The sequence below is a fragment of the Candidatus Accumulibacter cognatus genome (assembly GCF_000584975.1).
In the GTDB taxonomy this organism is placed as follows: domain Bacteria; phylum Pseudomonadota; class Gammaproteobacteria; order Burkholderiales; family Rhodocyclaceae; genus Accumulibacter; species Accumulibacter cognatus.
On the sequence record NZ_JDST02000051.1, the window covers coordinates 1 to 15,023 of the forward strand.

Annotated in this window: 18 protein-coding genes, 1 pseudogene and 1 riboswitch; of the genes and pseudogenes, 12 read left to right on the forward strand and 7 right to left on the reverse strand. The window is 61.2% G+C overall.

Annotated features, from left to right (window positions below; genetic code table 11):
• The 3 genes and pseudogenes from AW06_RS09945 to AW06_RS09955 form a co-directional block, all read left to right on the forward strand.
• Positions 1-174, forward strand: a pseudogene (locus AW06_RS09945) (endonuclease III); the annotation flags it as partial.
• Between the two features lie 114 nt (positions 175-288).
• Positions 289-1,131: a MoxR family ATPase gene (locus tag AW06_RS09950; protein WP_034923111.1), complete on the forward strand. Its 843-nt coding sequence runs from the start codon at positions 289-291 to the stop codon at positions 1,129-1,131.
• 19 nt (positions 1,132-1,150) lie between these two features.
• On the forward strand, positions 1,151-2,320 hold the full coding sequence (locus AW06_RS09955; protein WP_034949309.1) for a VWA domain-containing protein: 1,170 nt from the start codon (positions 1,151-1,153) through the stop codon (positions 2,318-2,320).
• 774 nt (positions 2,321-3,094) lie between these two features.
• Here AW06_RS09955 and AW06_RS09965 read toward each other — a convergent pair.
• The 3 genes from AW06_RS09965 to AW06_RS20350 all read right to left on the reverse strand — a co-directional run bounded on the left by AW06_RS09965 (position 3,095) and on the right by AW06_RS20350 (position 4,477).
• The gene (locus AW06_RS09965; protein WP_034949313.1) at positions 3,095-3,571 is read right to left on the reverse strand and encodes a hypothetical protein; all 477 of its coding nucleotides are present in this window, start codon (positions 3,569-3,571) and stop codon (positions 3,095-3,097) included.
• A gap of 122 nt (positions 3,572-3,693) precedes the next feature.
• Positions 3,694-3,936, reverse strand: a complete 243-nt coding sequence (locus tag AW06_RS09970) for a DUF4351 domain-containing protein (protein WP_273704577.1) — start codon at positions 3,934-3,936, stop codon at positions 3,694-3,696.
• A 175-nt stretch (positions 3,937-4,111) separates the two neighbouring features.
• Positions 4,112-4,477, reverse strand: a complete 366-nt coding sequence (locus AW06_RS20350) for a hypothetical protein (RefSeq protein ID WP_171047290.1) — start codon at positions 4,475-4,477, stop codon at positions 4,112-4,114.
• Positions 4,478-4,489: 12 nt separating this feature from the next.
• Positions 4,490-4,577, forward strand: a riboswitch (cyclic di-GMP riboswitch).
• A 167-nt stretch (positions 4,578-4,744) separates the two neighbouring features.
• Here AW06_RS20350 and AW06_RS09975 point away from each other — a divergent pair.
• From AW06_RS09975 to AW06_RS09985, 3 genes are all read left to right on the forward strand, one after another.
• On the forward strand, positions 4,745-5,014 hold the full coding sequence (locus AW06_RS09975) for a hypothetical protein (protein WP_034949316.1): 270 nt from the start codon (positions 4,745-4,747) through the stop codon (positions 5,012-5,014).
• 193 nt (positions 5,015-5,207) lie between these two features.
• Positions 5,208-5,663, forward strand: coding sequence for a tRNA adenosine(34) deaminase TadA (gene tadA / locus AW06_RS09980; RefSeq protein WP_171047291.1), 456 nt, complete (start codon positions 5,208-5,210; stop codon positions 5,661-5,663).
• A gap of 2 nt (positions 5,664-5,665) precedes the next feature.
• On the forward strand, positions 5,666-6,148 hold the full coding sequence (locus tag AW06_RS09985) for a L,D-transpeptidase (protein ID WP_034949320.1): 483 nt from the start codon (positions 5,666-5,668) through the stop codon (positions 6,146-6,148).
• Here AW06_RS09985 and AW06_RS09990 read toward each other — a convergent pair.
• Together AW06_RS09990 and AW06_RS09995 are read right to left on the reverse strand one after the other, a co-directional pair.
• Complete coding sequence (locus AW06_RS09990; protein WP_034949322.1) at positions 6,118-6,900, reverse strand: NRDE family protein; 783 nt, start codon at positions 6,898-6,900, stop codon at positions 6,118-6,120. The genes AW06_RS09985 and AW06_RS09990 overlap by 31 nt on opposite strands.
• A gap of 12 nt (positions 6,901-6,912) precedes the next feature.
• Positions 6,913-7,944: a folate-binding protein YgfZ gene (locus tag AW06_RS09995; RefSeq protein WP_034949324.1), complete on the reverse strand. Its 1,032-nt coding sequence runs from the start codon at positions 7,942-7,944 to the stop codon at positions 6,913-6,915.
• A gap of 178 nt (positions 7,945-8,122) precedes the next feature.
• Here AW06_RS09995 and mltG point away from each other — a divergent pair, with 178 nt between their 5' ends.
• From mltG to AW06_RS10025, 6 genes are read left to right on the forward strand one after another with little or no spacing between them, the layout of a single operon-like run.
• Positions 8,123-9,124: an endolytic transglycosylase MltG gene (gene mltG / locus AW06_RS10000; RefSeq protein WP_034949327.1), complete on the forward strand. Its 1,002-nt coding sequence runs from the start codon at positions 8,123-8,125 to the stop codon at positions 9,122-9,124.
• Positions 9,121-9,756 (forward strand): dTMP kinase, encoded by a 636-nt coding sequence (gene tmk / locus AW06_RS10005; protein WP_034949329.1) that lies wholly within the window; start codon positions 9,121-9,123, stop codon positions 9,754-9,756. Before mltG ends, tmk begins: the two co-directional genes overlap by 4 nt.
• The gene (gene holB, locus AW06_RS10010; protein WP_034949332.1) at positions 9,753-10,793 is read left to right on the forward strand and encodes a DNA polymerase III subunit delta'; all 1,041 of its coding nucleotides are present in this window, start codon (positions 9,753-9,755) and stop codon (positions 10,791-10,793) included. The genes tmk and holB overlap by 4 nt, the downstream gene beginning before the upstream one ends.
• Before the next feature lie 7 nt (positions 10,794-10,800).
• Positions 10,801-11,181, forward strand: coding sequence for a PilZ domain-containing protein (locus AW06_RS10015; protein WP_034923085.1), 381 nt, complete (start codon positions 10,801-10,803; stop codon positions 11,179-11,181).
• 5 nt (positions 11,182-11,186) lie between these two features.
• The gene (locus AW06_RS10020; RefSeq protein WP_034949372.1) at positions 11,187-11,969 is read left to right on the forward strand and encodes a TatD family hydrolase; all 783 of its coding nucleotides are present in this window, start codon (positions 11,187-11,189) and stop codon (positions 11,967-11,969) included.
• Entirely contained in the window at positions 11,966-12,622 is a 657-nt protein-coding gene (locus tag AW06_RS10025) for an ankyrin repeat domain-containing protein (protein WP_046535413.1), read from the forward strand. Before AW06_RS10020 ends, AW06_RS10025 begins: the two co-directional genes overlap by 4 nt.
• On the opposite strand, the gene AW06_RS10030 is transcribed toward AW06_RS10025, so the two are convergent.
• Both AW06_RS10030 and AW06_RS10035 read right to left on the reverse strand, forming a co-directional pair.
• Entirely contained in the window at positions 12,614-14,053 is a 1,440-nt protein-coding gene (locus AW06_RS10030) for a 3'-5' exonuclease family protein (protein WP_034949334.1), read from the reverse strand. The genes AW06_RS10025 and AW06_RS10030 overlap by 9 nt on opposite strands.
• Before the next feature lie 84 nt (positions 14,054-14,137).
• Positions 14,138-15,022 (reverse strand): alpha/beta fold hydrolase, encoded by an 885-nt coding sequence (locus AW06_RS10035; protein WP_034949335.1) that lies wholly within the window; start codon positions 15,020-15,022, stop codon positions 14,138-14,140.
• Between the last annotated feature and the right edge of the window lies 1 nt (position 15,023).

Below are 15,023 nucleotides of genomic sequence, written 5' to 3' on the forward strand. Positions count from 1 at the left end.
AAGAGCGTCAATCTCGCCACCTGCCGGCAGTTGCTTGAACAACATGGCGGCGAAGTCCCGCACTCGCGCACAGCCCTCGAAGCTCTGCCGGGAGTCGGTCGCAAGACCGCCAACGTGGTCCTCAACACCGCTTTCGGCGAGGCGACGATCGCCGTCGATACACATATTTTTCGGCTTTTCCAGGCACTGACGATCCTCACTTTCGCATGAAAGGCTGAAGCGCTGCCGCCCGACCCCTGTTGTGAAATTTACGGGTAGAATCAGACCCTCTTCGAGAGGATCACTCCCATGCGCTTTTCCGGTTCCGATACCTATGTCGCCACCCGCGACCTGACCCTCGCCGTCAACGCCGCGATCACCCTGCAGCGCCCGCTCCTGATCAAGGGCGAGCCGGGGACCGGCAAGACCATGCTTGCCGAAGAGGTGGCCGCTTCCCTGGGCTTGCCGCTGTTCGAGTGGCACGTCAAATCGACGACCAAGGCGCAGCAGGGGCTCTACGAATACGATGCGGTGTCGCGCCTGCGCGACTCGCAGCTCGGCGAGGCGAAGGTTGCCGACATCGGCAGCTACATCGTCAAGGGTGTGCTCTGGCAGGCGTTTGAATGCGAAACGCCGTCGGTGGTGCTGATCGACGAGATCGACAAGGCCGACATCGAATTCCCCAACGATCTGTTGCGCGAACTCGACCGCATGGAATTCTTCGTCTACGAAACCCGTCAGCAGGTGCGTGCGCGCCACCGGCCGGTACTGTTCATCACTTCGAACAACGAGAAGGAACTGCCCGACGCCTTCCTGCGCCGCTGTTTCTTCCATTACATCCGCTTTCCCGACAAGGAGACGATGACCAGGATCGTTAACGTGCACTTCCCTGGCCTGAAACCGACGCTGCTGCGCGAAGCACTGGAGGTCTTCTTCGAACTGCGCGAGATTCCGGGCCTGAAGAAAAAGCCCTCGACCTCGGAACTGCTTGACTGGCTCAAGCTGCTGCTGGCCGAAGACATTCCGCCGGAAGTGCTGCGCAGCAAGGATCAGAAGTCCGCGATCCCGCCGCTGCATGGCGCGCTGCTGAAGAACGAACAGGACGTACACCTCTTCGAGCGCCTGATTTTCATGGCGCGTCAGAACCGCTGAGGCTACTCGGGCAGCGACGATGCTGATCGACTTCTTCCTGCACCTCAAGGCGAGCCGCTTGCCGGTCTCGATCAAGGAGTTTCTGACCCTACTCGAAGCGCTGCAGCAGCATGTCATCGAGCAGAGCATCGACGACTTCTATGTGCTGTCGCGTGCCGCCCTGGTCAAGGACGAGACCCATTTCGACAAGTTCGACCGCGCGTTCGGCGAGTACTTCAAGGGAGTCGAGGCGCTGCCGGGGATGGACGTATTGATCCCCGAAGAGTGGCTGCGGCAGGCGGTCAAGCAGCATCTGAGCGACGCCGAACGCGCCAGACTCGAAAAACTCGGCTGGGACAAGCTGATGGAAACCTTCAAACAGCGCCTCGCCGAACAGAAGGAGCGGCATTCCGGCGGCAACAAATGGATTGGCAGCGGCGGCAGCTCGCCGTTTGGACACGGCGGCACGCATCCCGAAGGAATCCGCGTCGGCGGCAGGAGCGAGAACCGCTCGGCGGTCAAGGTCTGGGAGAAGCGCGAATACCGCAACCTCGACGATCGCATCGAAATCGGCACGCGCAACATCAAGGTCGCGCTGCGCCGCCTGCGCCGTTTTGCCCGCCAGGGCGCGCCTGATGAACTCGACCTCGAAGGCACGATCACCGGCACCGCGCGCAACGCCGGTTGGCTCGACCTGCACATGCGCCCGGAACGTCACAACGCCGTCAAGGTGCTGCTGTTCCTCGACATCGGCGGCTCGATGGACGACCACATCCGCGTCTGCGAAGAACTCTTCTCGGCCTGCCGCAGCGAGTTCAAGCACCTCGAACACTACTATTTCCACAACTGCGTCTATGACCGTCTGTGGAAGGATAATCGACGTCGCCACAGCGAGCGCATCGCCACCCAGGACGTATTGCACAAATACGGCAACGACTACAAGCTGATCTTCGTCGGCGACGCGTCGATGAGTCCTTACGAACTCATCCAGCCCAACGGCTGCATCGAATACCACAACGCAGAACCTGGCGCGACCTGGTTGCGCCGCCTTGCCGACACCTGGCCGCACGCAATCTGGCTCAACCCCGAGGCGGAACAGTCGTGGCCATACCGGCAATCGACCTCGCTGATCTACAACCTGATGGGGGGGCGGATGTTCCCGCTGACGCTCGATGGGCTGGAGCGTGGGATGAGGTTGTTGAGCAAGTAGTTGAGCCAGGTCGCACCCGGCCCCTCCGCAGAACGCTGGACTCCTGAAGTGGCGCATGCGTGCCAGTGCACCGGGAATTCGACGTAGGCCGCCTGCAGCAGCGGTTGACCGCAGAGCCGCGAGCGCGCAGACCCCAGGTGTTCGATCTTCTTGCACCTGCGCCGCAGCCCGATTTCCAGCTCTGGCCGGGCTTCCAGCGGTATTTCCGCCACCGGAGAAGTCTGTGGATTGGCACCCGGAAACGCACTGCTGGGGTCTTGAAATCACGCATGCGTGATTTCAAGACCCCGTGTGTGTGACCCACTTCCGCCTATAACACAAGCACTACGGCAACCAGAAGTGTTGCTAAGCCAATGCCGAAGAATAGGAGCAGGTCGGATAGCTGACTTCCCGCAAGAAAGTAGTCGGCTGCCGAGACCTCAACCATGCCGGGTAGGTCAAGCCTCCACTTAACCCTGCAATCGCCCTCCAGAAATTCAAACGTGTAATTCGTTTGAGAAGCGTCTGAAGGGCTGGAGTAACTGAAGTAGAAATCTTCTCCCCATCTGCGAATAGCCCATGATTCGAATTCTTTGGTCGTGGGCATGCGGCCATGATGAGCGGCATGGTGGTTTACGAAAGCAGATGCTTCCTCAACCAATGCAGTGTGATGAAGACGCCGCATGATTGGAGGAGACTCTGTATTGAGCGCGATATACGTTCCGAAAATGAAAGCCAATAGGCTTGTGACAAGCAATAGTGCCGAAAATAGCCCGCGCAACACCATGATGAGTGCTAATGACGAATGAAAGGGACTTCCCCGTGCCGAGCGGAACGGGCGGCAAAAGCCCGTAGACCGTAGGTTGGGCTGAGGTACGAAGCCCAACGATCCAGGGTAACCATCTTGGCTGTTGGGCTTCGTACCTCAGCCCAACCTACTCCACTTGAATGGCAGCCCCCGAGCATTCTGATTCCGGCTGTCGGATTTTTAAACTCCGTGCAATGTTCTCTTCCCGCCCCTACCGGGGCTTTCAGCACGATCGGCTCGCTCCTGGATGCCATGCGGTCCATTGTCGCAAACCATTCATCGATGCGCTGGATCTTGAGTTGCTCGCGCAACCAACGTTCCAGTTGGGTCGACGACAGCAGCCCAGCGCGCTGGGCTTCCTGTGAAAGTTGGTCGGGTAATGTGATCTGAACCGTGGTCATGTGCTTTTTCCGTGGTAGATGTTCGGCAGCGAGAGCAGGCAGCGAGGTCTTGAAATAACGCATTGATAAAATTTCATGATCCCCCCGTCTTCCTTCGTCAGGCGGAACCGCTGACGAGTTGCAGGGTGGTTTGAGATGCGGTATTCCCCAGTTTCGATTCACTGTCATTCCATCCGGGCTACGGGCTACTCTCGCTGATCGAAGACTTCGTTCAACGATTCGGCATCCAGTACCCTGATCGCCCAGATTTCCAATTGATCGATGCTTGCGCTGGTCAGTCGGTCGCGGACAGCGTCAGGCAGGGGACCAAACCGGCGCGAGAGTTGGCGCTGCAGCAGGGCGACTTCGCCCTGCTGCAGCCCCTGCTGCAGTCCCTGCTGTCGTCCTTTTTCAATTCCAAAGCGTTCGGCAGAAGTGATGTAGGGCATGGTGACGTTCCTTTCCCGTGTGTAGACTTCTTGCAGAAGTCGTTGCTCCAATTCGTTCGGCAATCGCATCAGCCAGTCGATGACGCCGAACAGATCGATGATGCGCTGCTTGTCCCAGTGGCGTTCGTAGAGCAGCTTGGCCAGTTGCCATTTTGCCGCGTACCGCTGTTCCAGGTCACCCCCTCGTTCTGCGGGTGAACAGGTGCGCAGCAGTGACCAGGGCGAAGGGATTGGGATCTTCCAGCAAGGCTTCGATCTGGCGGGCGTAGTCCAGGATCTGGACCGTTGGGAAGTGGATGCCGACCTCGCGGCCGTACAGTTGGTAGCCGTAGTGGGTGGGTTTCCAGCTTTCGCGGTCATCGGCCAGCACGGCCAGGCTGGCGACCGGGCGACGATAGCGGTCGTAGAGCCGGTAGTTGTAGGTGAACAGGCGCTCGGGGAAGGTGGCATCGTGTTGGCCCTGGACGAATGGGCTTGTTGAGCAAGTAATTACCTGCGTGCGTGCGTGAGAATTTTCACGGCAGGTTTGCGGTCCAGACATATAATGGCTTCACGAGACAAATGGCAAACGGGGTGAAAGCTCCGGACGCAAAGCTGCAGACCCTAACCTGGAATGACAGGAGGGTGGCTGGGTTACCTCGCTCCAGGCACATTCGTGCGGGTACTTGGTTTCCTTCCCACAGCTGAAACATGGCTCTCGTAAGAGAGGGCAGCAACGGCCTTGTTGAATTGATGCCGACTGTATGGCGCAACAACACTGACCACTTCTGATGCCATGTATGGTATGCGTTGAGAGTCTGAGGAAACCATGAAAACCTATATCGCGACGATCGAAACTCCTGGCGGAACCGAGACCATGAAACTGGCGGCGGCGAATATCCAGGAAGCCTACGGACAGGTGGCAGAACGTAGTCTGTCGGCTGCGGGCGCGTCGTATCATTACTCGATCAAGGAAGCATCGCCCGTTGCCTCGCCCCAGTTTTTCGACGGGTTTGCCAACGCCAGCTTCGCTCTCATGGCCTGCATGATTCTTTTCATCGTTTTCGACCACATGCTGCGCAAGTGGCTCAGGAGCTGATGCTGAATCAAGAGAGCCTGCATACGAACACTGCGGTTCTCTGATCGAATGGATTGGCGAGCGGTGAAGGGGTCGCAGCAGTACGTTCAGCGGTCGCTGGGTACCAATGCTCGCCTTTCGTCAGGGGATGTCGTCGGTTTCAGATCGAGGCATTCTCAGCAGCCTGCCTCTGTGCTGCAGTAGAATGCCATCGATGAACGACGAATTTTTCATGCGCGAGGCGATTTCCCTGGCGCGAGCCGCCGAATGCCTCGGCGAAGTCCCGGTTGGCGCGCTGGTGGTTCGTGATGGGGTGATCGTCGGACGCGGTTTCAATTCGCCGATCGGCGAAAACGATCCAACGGCGCACGCCGAAATCGCCGCCCTGCGCGACGCCGCGCGCAATCTGCACAACTACCGTTTGCCCGGCTGCGAGCTGTTCGTGACGCTTGAACCTTGCGCGATGTGTGGCGGCGCGGTGCTGCAGGCACGCATTGCCCGGCTGATCTACGGTGCGCGCGATCCCAAGACCGGTGTGCATGGCAGTGTCGTCGACCTCTTTGCAGTACCGCGCCTCAACCATCACACAGCGGTCGTCGGCGGCGTCCTGGCCGACGAATGCGGGCAGTTGCTGTCCGGGTTTTTTGCAGCACGGCGTAGCCGCGAGTGAGCATGCACATCGAGATCTCCATCAGAAGACAGACGTTGACCCTCTCCGACGACTCCGGACAGGTGCTGCGTTGCTATCCGGTGTCCACCGCAAAAAATGGTCCGGGGGAAGTGTCGGGCAGTTTCTGCACGCCGCGCGGCAGGCACCTGATCCGCGCCAAGATTGGTACCGGCGAAGCTGTGAACACCGTTTTTTCCGCCCGCCGGCCGACTGGCGAGATCTATGGCAAGGAACTTGCCGAACGATTTCCGCAGCGAGACTGGATTCTCACGCGCATCCTCTGGTTATCCGGATGCGAACCCGGTCGAAATCGGTTGGGCCGGGTCGATACCATGCGCCGTTACGTCTATATCCACGGCAGCCCGGATACGACGCCGATGGGCTGCCCCGGATCGATCGGCTGCATTCGCATGCGCAACGCCGACATTGTCGAACTGTTCGATCTGGTGCCGCCCTACACGCCGGTCGATATCCTAGAGGACTGAAAGCGCTCGCAGACCTCGCCGGTGACCCGGGCGTCGACATCGAAACTTCGCTCGATCAGCGTGGTCTGCCCGTCGCGGTGCCTGCTGAGCAGCGTCGAGGCGCGCGTGCCGTAGTTTTCGGAGCGAACGAAGACCGCCGAGAGGATACGCTCCCATTCGAGCGGCACGCCGGTTTCGGGCAGGTGGGCATCGGGGACGATCTCCTGGTCGGCGAGCAGCGTGAAGAACGGCGCCGACGCCGGCAGTCCTGACAGGGCCGCAGCAAAGGTCGCCTTGGCGCTGGCCAGCTTCGGCCAGGGCGTGTCGATGAGGTGGTTGGAGAGGCCGTAGAGGCCAGGCTCCAGCCAGCGCGGCTGGTCGTCACCACGGTTGCTGAAATAGCCCAGGCACTGGTCGTCGCCAACGAACAGGTTGAAGCCGTTGTAGTCGGCGGCGGCGGCCGAGATCCCGGCCAGGTACGCCGCCGGACTGGCGTTGCCGGTCAGGAAATCGGCCACCAGTGCACCACGCGAGCGTGCAGCGGGGTCCTGTTTGCCGCCCTCACGATAGTTGGTCAGGGCGGCGAAACGTTGCGCACGACTGACGCCCAGCCAGGTACCGCCGGCCTCGAGGTCACGCCCGGCGAGCACCTGCGGGGCTTCCTGCCAGAAAGCGGCGGGCGCTGCAGGGCGGGCGAAGAACTCGTCGCGGTTGGCGGCGACGACCAGCGGATAGTCGGGGTGCGCCTGCCAGGCGAGGACAATCAGGCACATCGCGGCCTGCGCTCAAGGCGTAGTGATGGCGCGATGCACCGGCTGAAGATCAAGGCGCGGACCCCCCGGAGCACCGAGTTCCAGATTCCCGGCGCCGACGAAGTTCTCCTGAACGATCGCCAGGGCATCGTAGCCACCCGACGGCGCCGGTGCGGCGTTGGCTATCATGCCGCAATGGTGCTGGGGACTCGACGGCGAGAAGATCGCATCGCCGGCCGCCATCGGCGTGGTCGAGTGGGCACGGTAGAGATGGCGCTTGACCTTGCCGAGGTACTGCGTGCGGGCGACGATTTCCTGGCCGGGATAACAGCCCTTATGGAAACTGATCGCTCCGAGTTGCTCGAAATTCGCCATTTGCGGAACGAACTCCTCTCTGGTGCGCTCGCTGATCAGCGGCACGCCGGCCTGAATATCCAGCCATTGCCAGACAGCGGTGCCAACCGGTCGGGCCTGTGTGCGCAGTTCCTGCCACAGCGTCGGGGCGGTGTCGCAATGGACGAGAATTTCGAAACGGTGGCCATCGAGGCGGATCACGGCCCCAGCCGCGAAAACAGCGGTGTTCAAGGGACTTGCGGGGACTGGCAGCAGGACGGTTTGCAGTACCGCCTCGGCCTGCGGACCGGCGATCCCGATCAGTACGCAATCGCCAGACGGGTCAACGATGCTCACCTTGCTGCGTAGAACGAACATCTGCAGACGCTTGTGGATTGCCGGCAGCAGATCGGCGGACAGTTGCAACTGATAGTCGGGGCCGACGCGGAAAATCAGGAAGCTGGCGAGCATCCGCCCCTTGGCCGAGCACCAGGCCGAATACTGCGCAGCGTCACTCGCTAGATGCTTGACGTCGCTGGTCAATTGATGATGCAGAAAAGTGGTGGCTTCAGGGCCGCTGACCCTGATCACACCGAGGTGGGCCATGGGCGCAACGATGGTCGTCGTAGCCGCCGCCGCCAGTTCTGTGGCGGCATCGCCAAAATCGTTGAGCAAACCGTTTTCGATGTGTGCGCCGGAAGATCCCAGAATGTCCTGCCAGATCGAGTTCATTGTTGCCTCATTTCCATGAAATCTTGAGCGTCAAAGCCTCTGGTCCGTGGCCTTCACCCGCGGTCGGCGATCCGCAGCCCGCGGGTCCGGTTCAGGGCAGGGCGTTTCGGCTATTATAGAGCCACTCTAGGTCCATTCCCTCGTTCCCGCCCCGCAGCCTGCCGGTTGCGCAGGATTGATGCGCAAAATCCTCTATCGCTTGGTCGTTTTTTTTGTGGTGGTGTGCGTGCTGTTGAGCGCGCTGTTCGCCAGCGTGCTGCTGACGCCGATCAGTCTGGAGCGCACGACGGTCGATTTCACGATCACGCCCGGCAGCAGCCTCCGCGCCGCGACCCGTGAAATTGCTGCGGCTGGTATCGAACTCGATCCCTGGGCGCTGATCCTGCTCGCCAGGATGCTGGGCGTCGAATCTTCGATCAAGGCCGGCAGTTACGAAATCGCCCACGGTGTGACGCAACTGCAACTGTTGAGGAAACTGACCCGTGGCGACTTCACGCAGGCGGAACTGGCCTTCATCGAAGGGTGGACCTTCCGGCAAATGCGCGAGCGCCTCGATGCGCATCCGGAACTCCGCCATGAAACCACGGGCATTCCCGAAACCGAGATCATGCGCCTGCTGGGTGTGCCGGAGACTGCTGCCGAGGGACTCTTCTTTCCCGACACCTATCTTTTTGCCAAACGAAGCAGCGATGTCGAACTGCTGGCGCGCGCCTACCGCGCGATGCAGCGGCATCTGGCGCGCGAATGGTCCGCACGGGCAGCCGGTCTGCCTTATGGTGATCCCTATCAGGCCTTGATCATGGCCTCGATCGTCGAAAAGGAGACCGGGCGCGACCAGGATCGCTCGCTGGTGGCGGCGGTATTCGTCAACCGTCTGCGCCAGGGAATGCTCCTGCAGACCGACCCGACCGTGATTTATGGCCTGGGTAACCACTTCGATGGCAACCTGCGCAAAAGCGACCTGCTGGCCGATACGCCCTACAATACCTACAAACGCGCAGGCCTGCCACCGACACCGATCGCCATGCCCGGCCTGGCCGCCTTGCGCGCGACACTGCACCCTGCGCCCAGCGATGCGCTGTATTTTGTTGCCCGTGGCGATGGCACGAGCCATTTTTCAAATACGCTGCTCGAACACAACCAGGCGGTAACGCGCTATCAGAGAGGGGGCAAGCCTTGAGTCAAGGTGAGTACAAACCGCGCGGCAAATTGATCACCTTTGAAGGCATCGACGGCGCCGGCAAGAGCAGTCATCTGGCCGACGTCGCAGCCTTCCTTGGCAACCATGGCCGGACGGTGCTGGTCACCCGGGAACCGGGAGGGACGCCGCTTGGTGAGAAACTTCGGGAACTGCTGCTGCACCAGGCGATGCACTTCGAGACGGAAGCGCTGCTGATGTTTGCGGCTCGCCGCGAGCATCTCGAACGGGTCATCGAACCGGCCCTAGAACGCGGCGACTGGGTAGTCTGCGACCGTTTCAGCGATGCCACTTACGCCTACCAGAGCGGTGGTCGTGGCCTCGACAGGCTGAAATTCGTGCAGCTCGAACAGTGGGTGCATCCCCATCTGCAGCCGGATTTGACTCTGCTTTTCGATTTGCCGTCGGTCATCGCTGGTCGGCGCATCGCGGTCCAGGCACGTGACCTCGACCGTTTTGAACAGGAGCGGGCCGATTTTCATGAACGCGTGCGCCATGCCTATCTGGAACGTGCGGCCGCCGCACCACAGCGCATGCAGGTCATCGACGCTGCCCAGGCTCCGGAAGTCATCCGTAAACTGATTCAAGAAACGATTGCAAGACACTGTTTATGAATATCATCGAATTGCATTCTGCGGTCTGGCAAGAACTTCGCGCGCGGCGAGCGCAATTGCCGCACGCGCTGCTGATGGCCGGTCAGCGGGGAATTGGCAAGTTCGAGCTGGCTCGCGCTTTTACTGAATCACTGCTCTGCGAAGACCTCGCTGCTTCCGGCGAGGCCTGTGGCAAATGCCTGGCCTGCGGCTGGCTGGCGCAAGGCAATCACCCCGATCTGCGCCTGTTGCAGCCCGGCGCGCTCGTTGCCGACGTGGCGGCTGAAGCCGGGGAGGGCGAAGAGACGGGCAAGAAGAAGCCCAGCCAGCAGATCACGATCGATCAAGTGCGGGCGCTCGATGACTTCCTGCATGTCGGTACACACCGTCATGGCGTGCGCGTGGTGTTGCTCAACCCGGCCGAGGCCATGAATCGCTCGACTGCCAATGCGCTTCTCAAATCACTGGAAGAACCGATCGCTGCGACCCTGTTTCTCCTGGTTTCCAGCGAACCCCACCGCTTGCTGCCGACGATCCGTAGCCGCTGTCAGATGATGCCCGTGCGTAGCCCGGCGAATGGGGTTGCCAGGCAGTGGTTGCGTGATGCCGGGGTCAGCGATGCTGGAAGCTGGCTGGCGCTGGCTGGCGGTTCGCCGCTGCTGGCGCTTGCCCTGAGCGGCAGTGGCGAACGCGTGTTGCTCGATTCGCTGCTCGCGCAGCTCTCGCGTGGCCGGGAACTCGACCCTCTGGTCGCCGCCGCCAGCCTCGACAAGCTGGTCAAGGCCGAAAAGCGCCCGGCACCTTTGAAACGCGTTGTCGACTGGGCGCAGAGGTGGCTGTTCGACCTCAGCCTGACGAGCGAGGGTCTGCCGCCCCGCTATTTTCTGGGGCAGACGCCGCTGCTGCAAGGTCTGGCGCAAACCACCGAACTTCGCAAGCTCTTGGCATTGCACCGAAAGGCGATACAATACAAAGCTCAATGCGAGCAACCCCTGAACAGCCGCCTGTTTCTCGAAGAATTTTTCCTGAGCTACGCGCGGCTGTTCCGAACCCCTTGAGAAGGATATGGCAGAAGCAAATCCCGGCAAGCCTGTAGCCCCTGCTGCACCGCGCCCGAGCGTCTTGTCGCTGAACATCAACTCGAAGTCGGCGTTGTACGCGGCGTACATGCCGCTTCTGCGCAACGGCGGAATCTTCATTCCGACCAACCGCAACTATGGCATGGGCGATGAGGTGTTCATGCTGTTGTCGCTGATGGAGGACCCGGCCAAATTGCCGATCGCCGGTACAGTCGTCTGGATCACTCCGGTCGGCGCGCATAACAACAAGGTCCAGGGAATTGGAGTGCATTTCAAGAACGACGAAAGTGGCATCGAGGCGCGCAGACGCATCGAAGGACTGCTCGGCGGCGTGATGCAGTCCGGTCGCCCGACCCATACCGTCTGATGGGGATGCTGGTCGATTCCCACTGTCACCTCGATTTCCCGAAGTTGTCTGGTCATATCGAGCAGGTGCTTGAATCGATGCACGAGAATGGGGTGGGTTGTGCCGTGTGCATCGGCGTCACGCTCGAAGACCTGCCACGGGTGCTGATGCTGGCCGAGGCCTGGCCAACGATTCTGGCGTCGGTCGGCGTTCATCCCGAGAGCACCGGGGTTCGCGAGCCGACGCCTGACGAACTCGTCGAACTGGCTCGCCATCCGCGAATCATTGCCATCGGTGAGACCGGGCTGGATTACTACTGGCACAAGGATGCTCCGGAGTGGCAGCGAGAGCGTTTCCGTACGCACATTCGCGCTGCCCGTGCTGCTGGCAAACCGCTGGTGATCCATACGCGGGAGGCGGCGGCCGATACTCTGCGAGTAATGCGGGAAGAGGAGGCCGGCGAAGCTGGCGGGGTGATGCATTGCTTCACTGAGACCTGGCCGGTCGCCGAAGCGGCGCTTGATCAGGGTTTTTACATTTCCCTGTCCGGCATCGTTACCTTCAAGAATGCGCTGACGGTGCGGGAGGTGGCAGGGCGTGTGCCACTCGACCGCCTGTTGGTTGAAACCGATTCACCCTATCTCGCACCGGTCCCGTATCGGGGAAAGACCAACCAGCCTGCTTACGTGAAACATGTTGCCGAAGAGATCGCAAGACTGCGTGGCCTGAGCTACCAGGACCTGGTAGACGCCACCACCCGCAATTTCTTCCGACTGTTTCCTGATGCCCGCACGAAAGTTCCTCAATGAAAATGATCGCTTTGCTGTTTGCCTTGCTGCTCCCCTCCTTGGCCGCGGCCGGAGTGTACGAAGACATGGAGGAGGCGCTGATCTCCGGTGACACGCCTTGGGCGATCCAGTTGATCAACCGCGGCATGGATGTCAATTCAGTCGATGCCTTGGGCAACACGCTGCTGATGCAGACTGTCCAGCGCAGCAACATGGATTTCTTCGATTACCTGCTCAAGCGCCGCGCCCGCATCAATAGCCGCAACCGCAACGGCGAGACCGCGCTGAGCCTGGCCGCCTATAAGGGCAAGCTGCCGTTCGTCAAACGGCTGGTTGAAGCGGGCGCAGACGTCAACCTGTACGGCTGGCCTCCACTGATCTACGCGTCGTTCAACGGCCATGCGGCGGTGGTTGACTACCTGCTCAAGAAGGGTGCCGAGGTCAATGCAACGACGGCCAATGGTTCGACGGCGCTGCTGTTTGCCGCACGCTTTGGACATCTCGAGGTCGTCGAACTCCTGTTGCAGAACAACGCCGATCCGAACATTGCCAACGAACGGGGTGCGACGGCCATCGACTGGGCGCTGAAGACCGAGAATACCGACATCGCCGACCTCTTGCGCAAGGCCGGTGGACATCCCGGCAATCCGGAGGCTATCGAGCGCTCAAGGTGAGAATCCGGGGCAGGGACGCACGCGCAGCTTGCCGGCTTGCAGGACCTTGTCGATGAGCCGGTAGATATCGGGGTCGAAGCGGCTCGCAGTTGGGCCATCACCCAGGCACGCCTGCACGGCTTCTTCGCTGTGCAGCGTGCCCAGCAAGCGCCAGCGATCGATCAGATGCAGGTCTTCGCGCATGCCGAATTCATCACGCTCGATCAGGACCACTGCTCCCTGGTAAGGCCAGGTCCTGATTCTGAACTTTGCCAGCGCGGTCAGCAGCCGGGCGCTGTGCAACCCGACGCCTTCCTTGCCGATGCAGACGCCGCGGCAGTTCTTCTGCCGGTAGGAGGTGCAGGCTTCCCCTGGTCCCGTTTCTTCAAGCCCGAGCTGCCGGTGGCACAGACGGTGTGCGTCGGCGAGCGTGCGCAAGCTGCGCAGCGCTTCGCGACGAGTCGGGTACAGGCCGAACAGATCATCGGCAAGTGCAAAATCGATGTCTTCGGCAAAAACGAGTTGCGGCCGGAAGTCGCCCTGGGCCTGTTGCCGTAGTTGCCACGAACAGAGTCCATTGGCTACCGTGTGTCGCTGCACAGCGTGATCCCCGACCGTCGGGCTGGCCTCTGGTATCGAGTGGGAAAGCTCGAGTTGGCGCAGGCGTGCGCCGAATTCTCCAGCTGCAGCACGCCACCCGATCTGCCAGGTGTCGCGGATCAGGGCCGTGTCGCGCTTGTCCGGCGTGAAATGTGCCAGGACCTGCTGGCGGAGATTGCTGCTGCGCCGGCTCAGCAGCAGGCGACCGTCTCTGCCGTAAAACGCATAAGCACCTGCCGCTTCGGGCAGGTCGTCGATCAGTGCAGGGTCGATCTGCGGCGGCAATTCGGGGCGACCGACAATCGCCGCGACCGCGCTTTCGATGGTTGCGGCGGGAAGTTGCCGATGCCAGCACCGCCACAAGTCCCAAAGTGCACGCGCGTCGGCTAGCGCACGGTGACGAGTACCCGCAATGCGGAGGCCATGGCGCATCATCAGGGTATCGAGGCTGTGGCGGTGATGCTCTGGAAACAGCTTGCGTGAAAGCTTGACCGTACACAGGCTGGATGCCCGAAAATCCACGCCGAGCCGTGCGAACTCGCTTTTCAGGAAGCCGTAGTCGAAGCGCGCATTGTGCGCGATCAACAAGCGCCCGCGCAGCCGGTCGAGCAGCGCCGGCGCGAGTTGCCGAAACGTGGGGGCAGAGCGGAGCATGGCGTCATCGATGCCGGTGAGCCCGGTGATGAAAGAGGACAGAGGTGTTTCGGGATTGACCAGGACGCTCCATTCATGTGCGCCATTCGCGTCGACTTCGATCAGGCCGACTTCAATGATCCGGTCGTTCGCAAAATTGGCGCCGCTGGTTTCCAGGTCGACAAAAATCAACGGTTCGGGTGCAAGAATGGCGTTCACTGGCTGTTGTGCCGGGGTGTCCGCAAGCACCCTACAGCCAATGTACGGGGGGCTGCTGCAGAGGAAACTGCGAGCGCGGGTAGATCAGCGTTCCGCCGCTTGTGCCACGCTGGCAATCGCATCGGCGAACACTTCGGTGAGGGCCAGCGGGAGGTCATGCGCGAGTCCCTCGATCACCCGCATCTGCGCGCCTGGGATGTGCGCTGCCACGTCGTAGCCACAAGCAACCGGAATCAGCGGATCCTCGGCGCCGTGCAAGACCAGTGTGGGCGCCTTGATCGTTGCCAGCAACGCACGCCGGTCACCACTGACCAGAAAGGCCGCCAATTGCCGTGCCACTCCAGGCGGGTGGAAGCCGCGCGCATGCTCTTCGGTGAGCACTTCCCGCAAACGTTCCGGACAACTTGGGAAATCGGGGCTGGCGACGGCTAGCTGGCGTTGGAGGGCGTCTTCGATCAGCACTTCCTTGTCACGCGTCGGCGGCAGGGGTGCCATCAGCGCCTGTGCAGCCTCGCGCGTCGGTGGCGGTAGGTCGGGGTGGCTGCTGGTGGACATGATGCTAGTCAGTGACAGTGTGCGCTGCGGATAGCGTGCCGCGACAATCTGCGCGATTGCGCCGCCCATCGACGCCCCCACGATATGCGCCTTTTCGATCCCTAGTGCATCGAGCAGACCGACACTGTCCGCTGCCATATCCTCAAGCGTGTAGGGGGCGACCAACGGTGTGCCGGTGCGCAGTGCCCGGCCCACTTCCGGAATGCCGGCTGCGTCGAGCTTGCTGGACAGCCCACAATCGCGGTTGTCGAAACGGAGCACGCGATAGTTGCGGGCGACGAGTGCCTCACAGAGTTCGATGTTCCAGCGCCCCAATTGCGCGCCCAGCCCCATGATCAGCAGGATCACCGGCGCCGACTCGGCGCCGAAGGATTCATATTCGATCTGAAGATTGTTGGCGGTGATCTGTGGCATC

What these genes read in the sequence shown, in the direction of transcription:
- mltG (WP_034949327.1), top strand. Translation starts at nt 8,123, where the DNA reads ATGCGCAAAATCCTCTATCGCTTGGTCGTTTTTTTTGTGGTGGTGTGC.
- AW06_RS09970 (WP_273704577.1), bottom strand. Translation starts at nt 3,936, where the DNA reads ATGCCCTACATCACTTCTGCCGAACGCTTTGGAATTGAAAAAGGACGA.
- AW06_RS09955 (WP_034949309.1), top strand. Translation starts at nt 1,151, where the DNA reads ATGCTGATCGACTTCTTCCTGCACCTCAAGGCGAGCCGCTTGCCGGTC.
- AW06_RS09950 (WP_034923111.1), top strand. Translation starts at nt 289, where the DNA reads ATGCGCTTTTCCGGTTCCGATACCTATGTCGCCACCCGCGACCTGACC.
- holB (WP_034949332.1), top strand. Translation starts at nt 9,753, where the DNA reads ATGAATATCATCGAATTGCATTCTGCGGTCTGGCAAGAACTTCGCGCG.
- AW06_RS09975 (WP_034949316.1), top strand. Translation starts at nt 4,745, where the DNA reads ATGAAAACCTATATCGCGACGATCGAAACTCCTGGCGGAACCGAGACC.
- AW06_RS10035 (WP_034949335.1), bottom strand. Translation starts at nt 15,022, where the DNA reads ATGCCACAGATCACCGCCAACAATCTTCAGATCGAATATGAATCCTTC.
- AW06_RS10020 (WP_034949372.1), top strand. Translation starts at nt 11,187, where the DNA reads ATGCTGGTCGATTCCCACTGTCACCTCGATTTCCCGAAGTTGTCTGGT.
- AW06_RS20350 (WP_171047290.1), bottom strand. Translation starts at nt 4,477, where the DNA reads ATGTCTGGACCGCAAACCTGCCGTGAAAATTCTCACGCACGCACGCAG.
- AW06_RS10015 (WP_034923085.1), top strand. Translation starts at nt 10,801, where the DNA reads ATGGCAGAAGCAAATCCCGGCAAGCCTGTAGCCCCTGCTGCACCGCGC.
- AW06_RS09990 (WP_034949322.1), bottom strand. Translation starts at nt 6,900, where the DNA reads ATGTGCCTGATTGTCCTCGCCTGGCAGGCGCACCCCGACTATCCGCTG.
- AW06_RS09995 (WP_034949324.1), bottom strand. Translation starts at nt 7,944, where the DNA reads ATGAACTCGATCTGGCAGGACATTCTGGGATCTTCCGGCGCACACATC.
- AW06_RS09965 (WP_034949313.1), bottom strand. Translation starts at nt 3,571, where the DNA reads ATGCGTTATTTCAAGACCTCGCTGCCTGCTCTCGCTGCCGAACATCTA.
- AW06_RS10025 (WP_046535413.1), top strand. Translation starts at nt 11,966, where the DNA reads ATGAAAATGATCGCTTTGCTGTTTGCCTTGCTGCTCCCCTCCTTGGCC.
- tadA (WP_171047291.1), top strand. Translation starts at nt 5,208, where the DNA reads ATGAACGACGAATTTTTCATGCGCGAGGCGATTTCCCTGGCGCGAGCC.
- AW06_RS09985 (WP_034949320.1), top strand. Translation starts at nt 5,666, where the DNA reads ATGCACATCGAGATCTCCATCAGAAGACAGACGTTGACCCTCTCCGAC.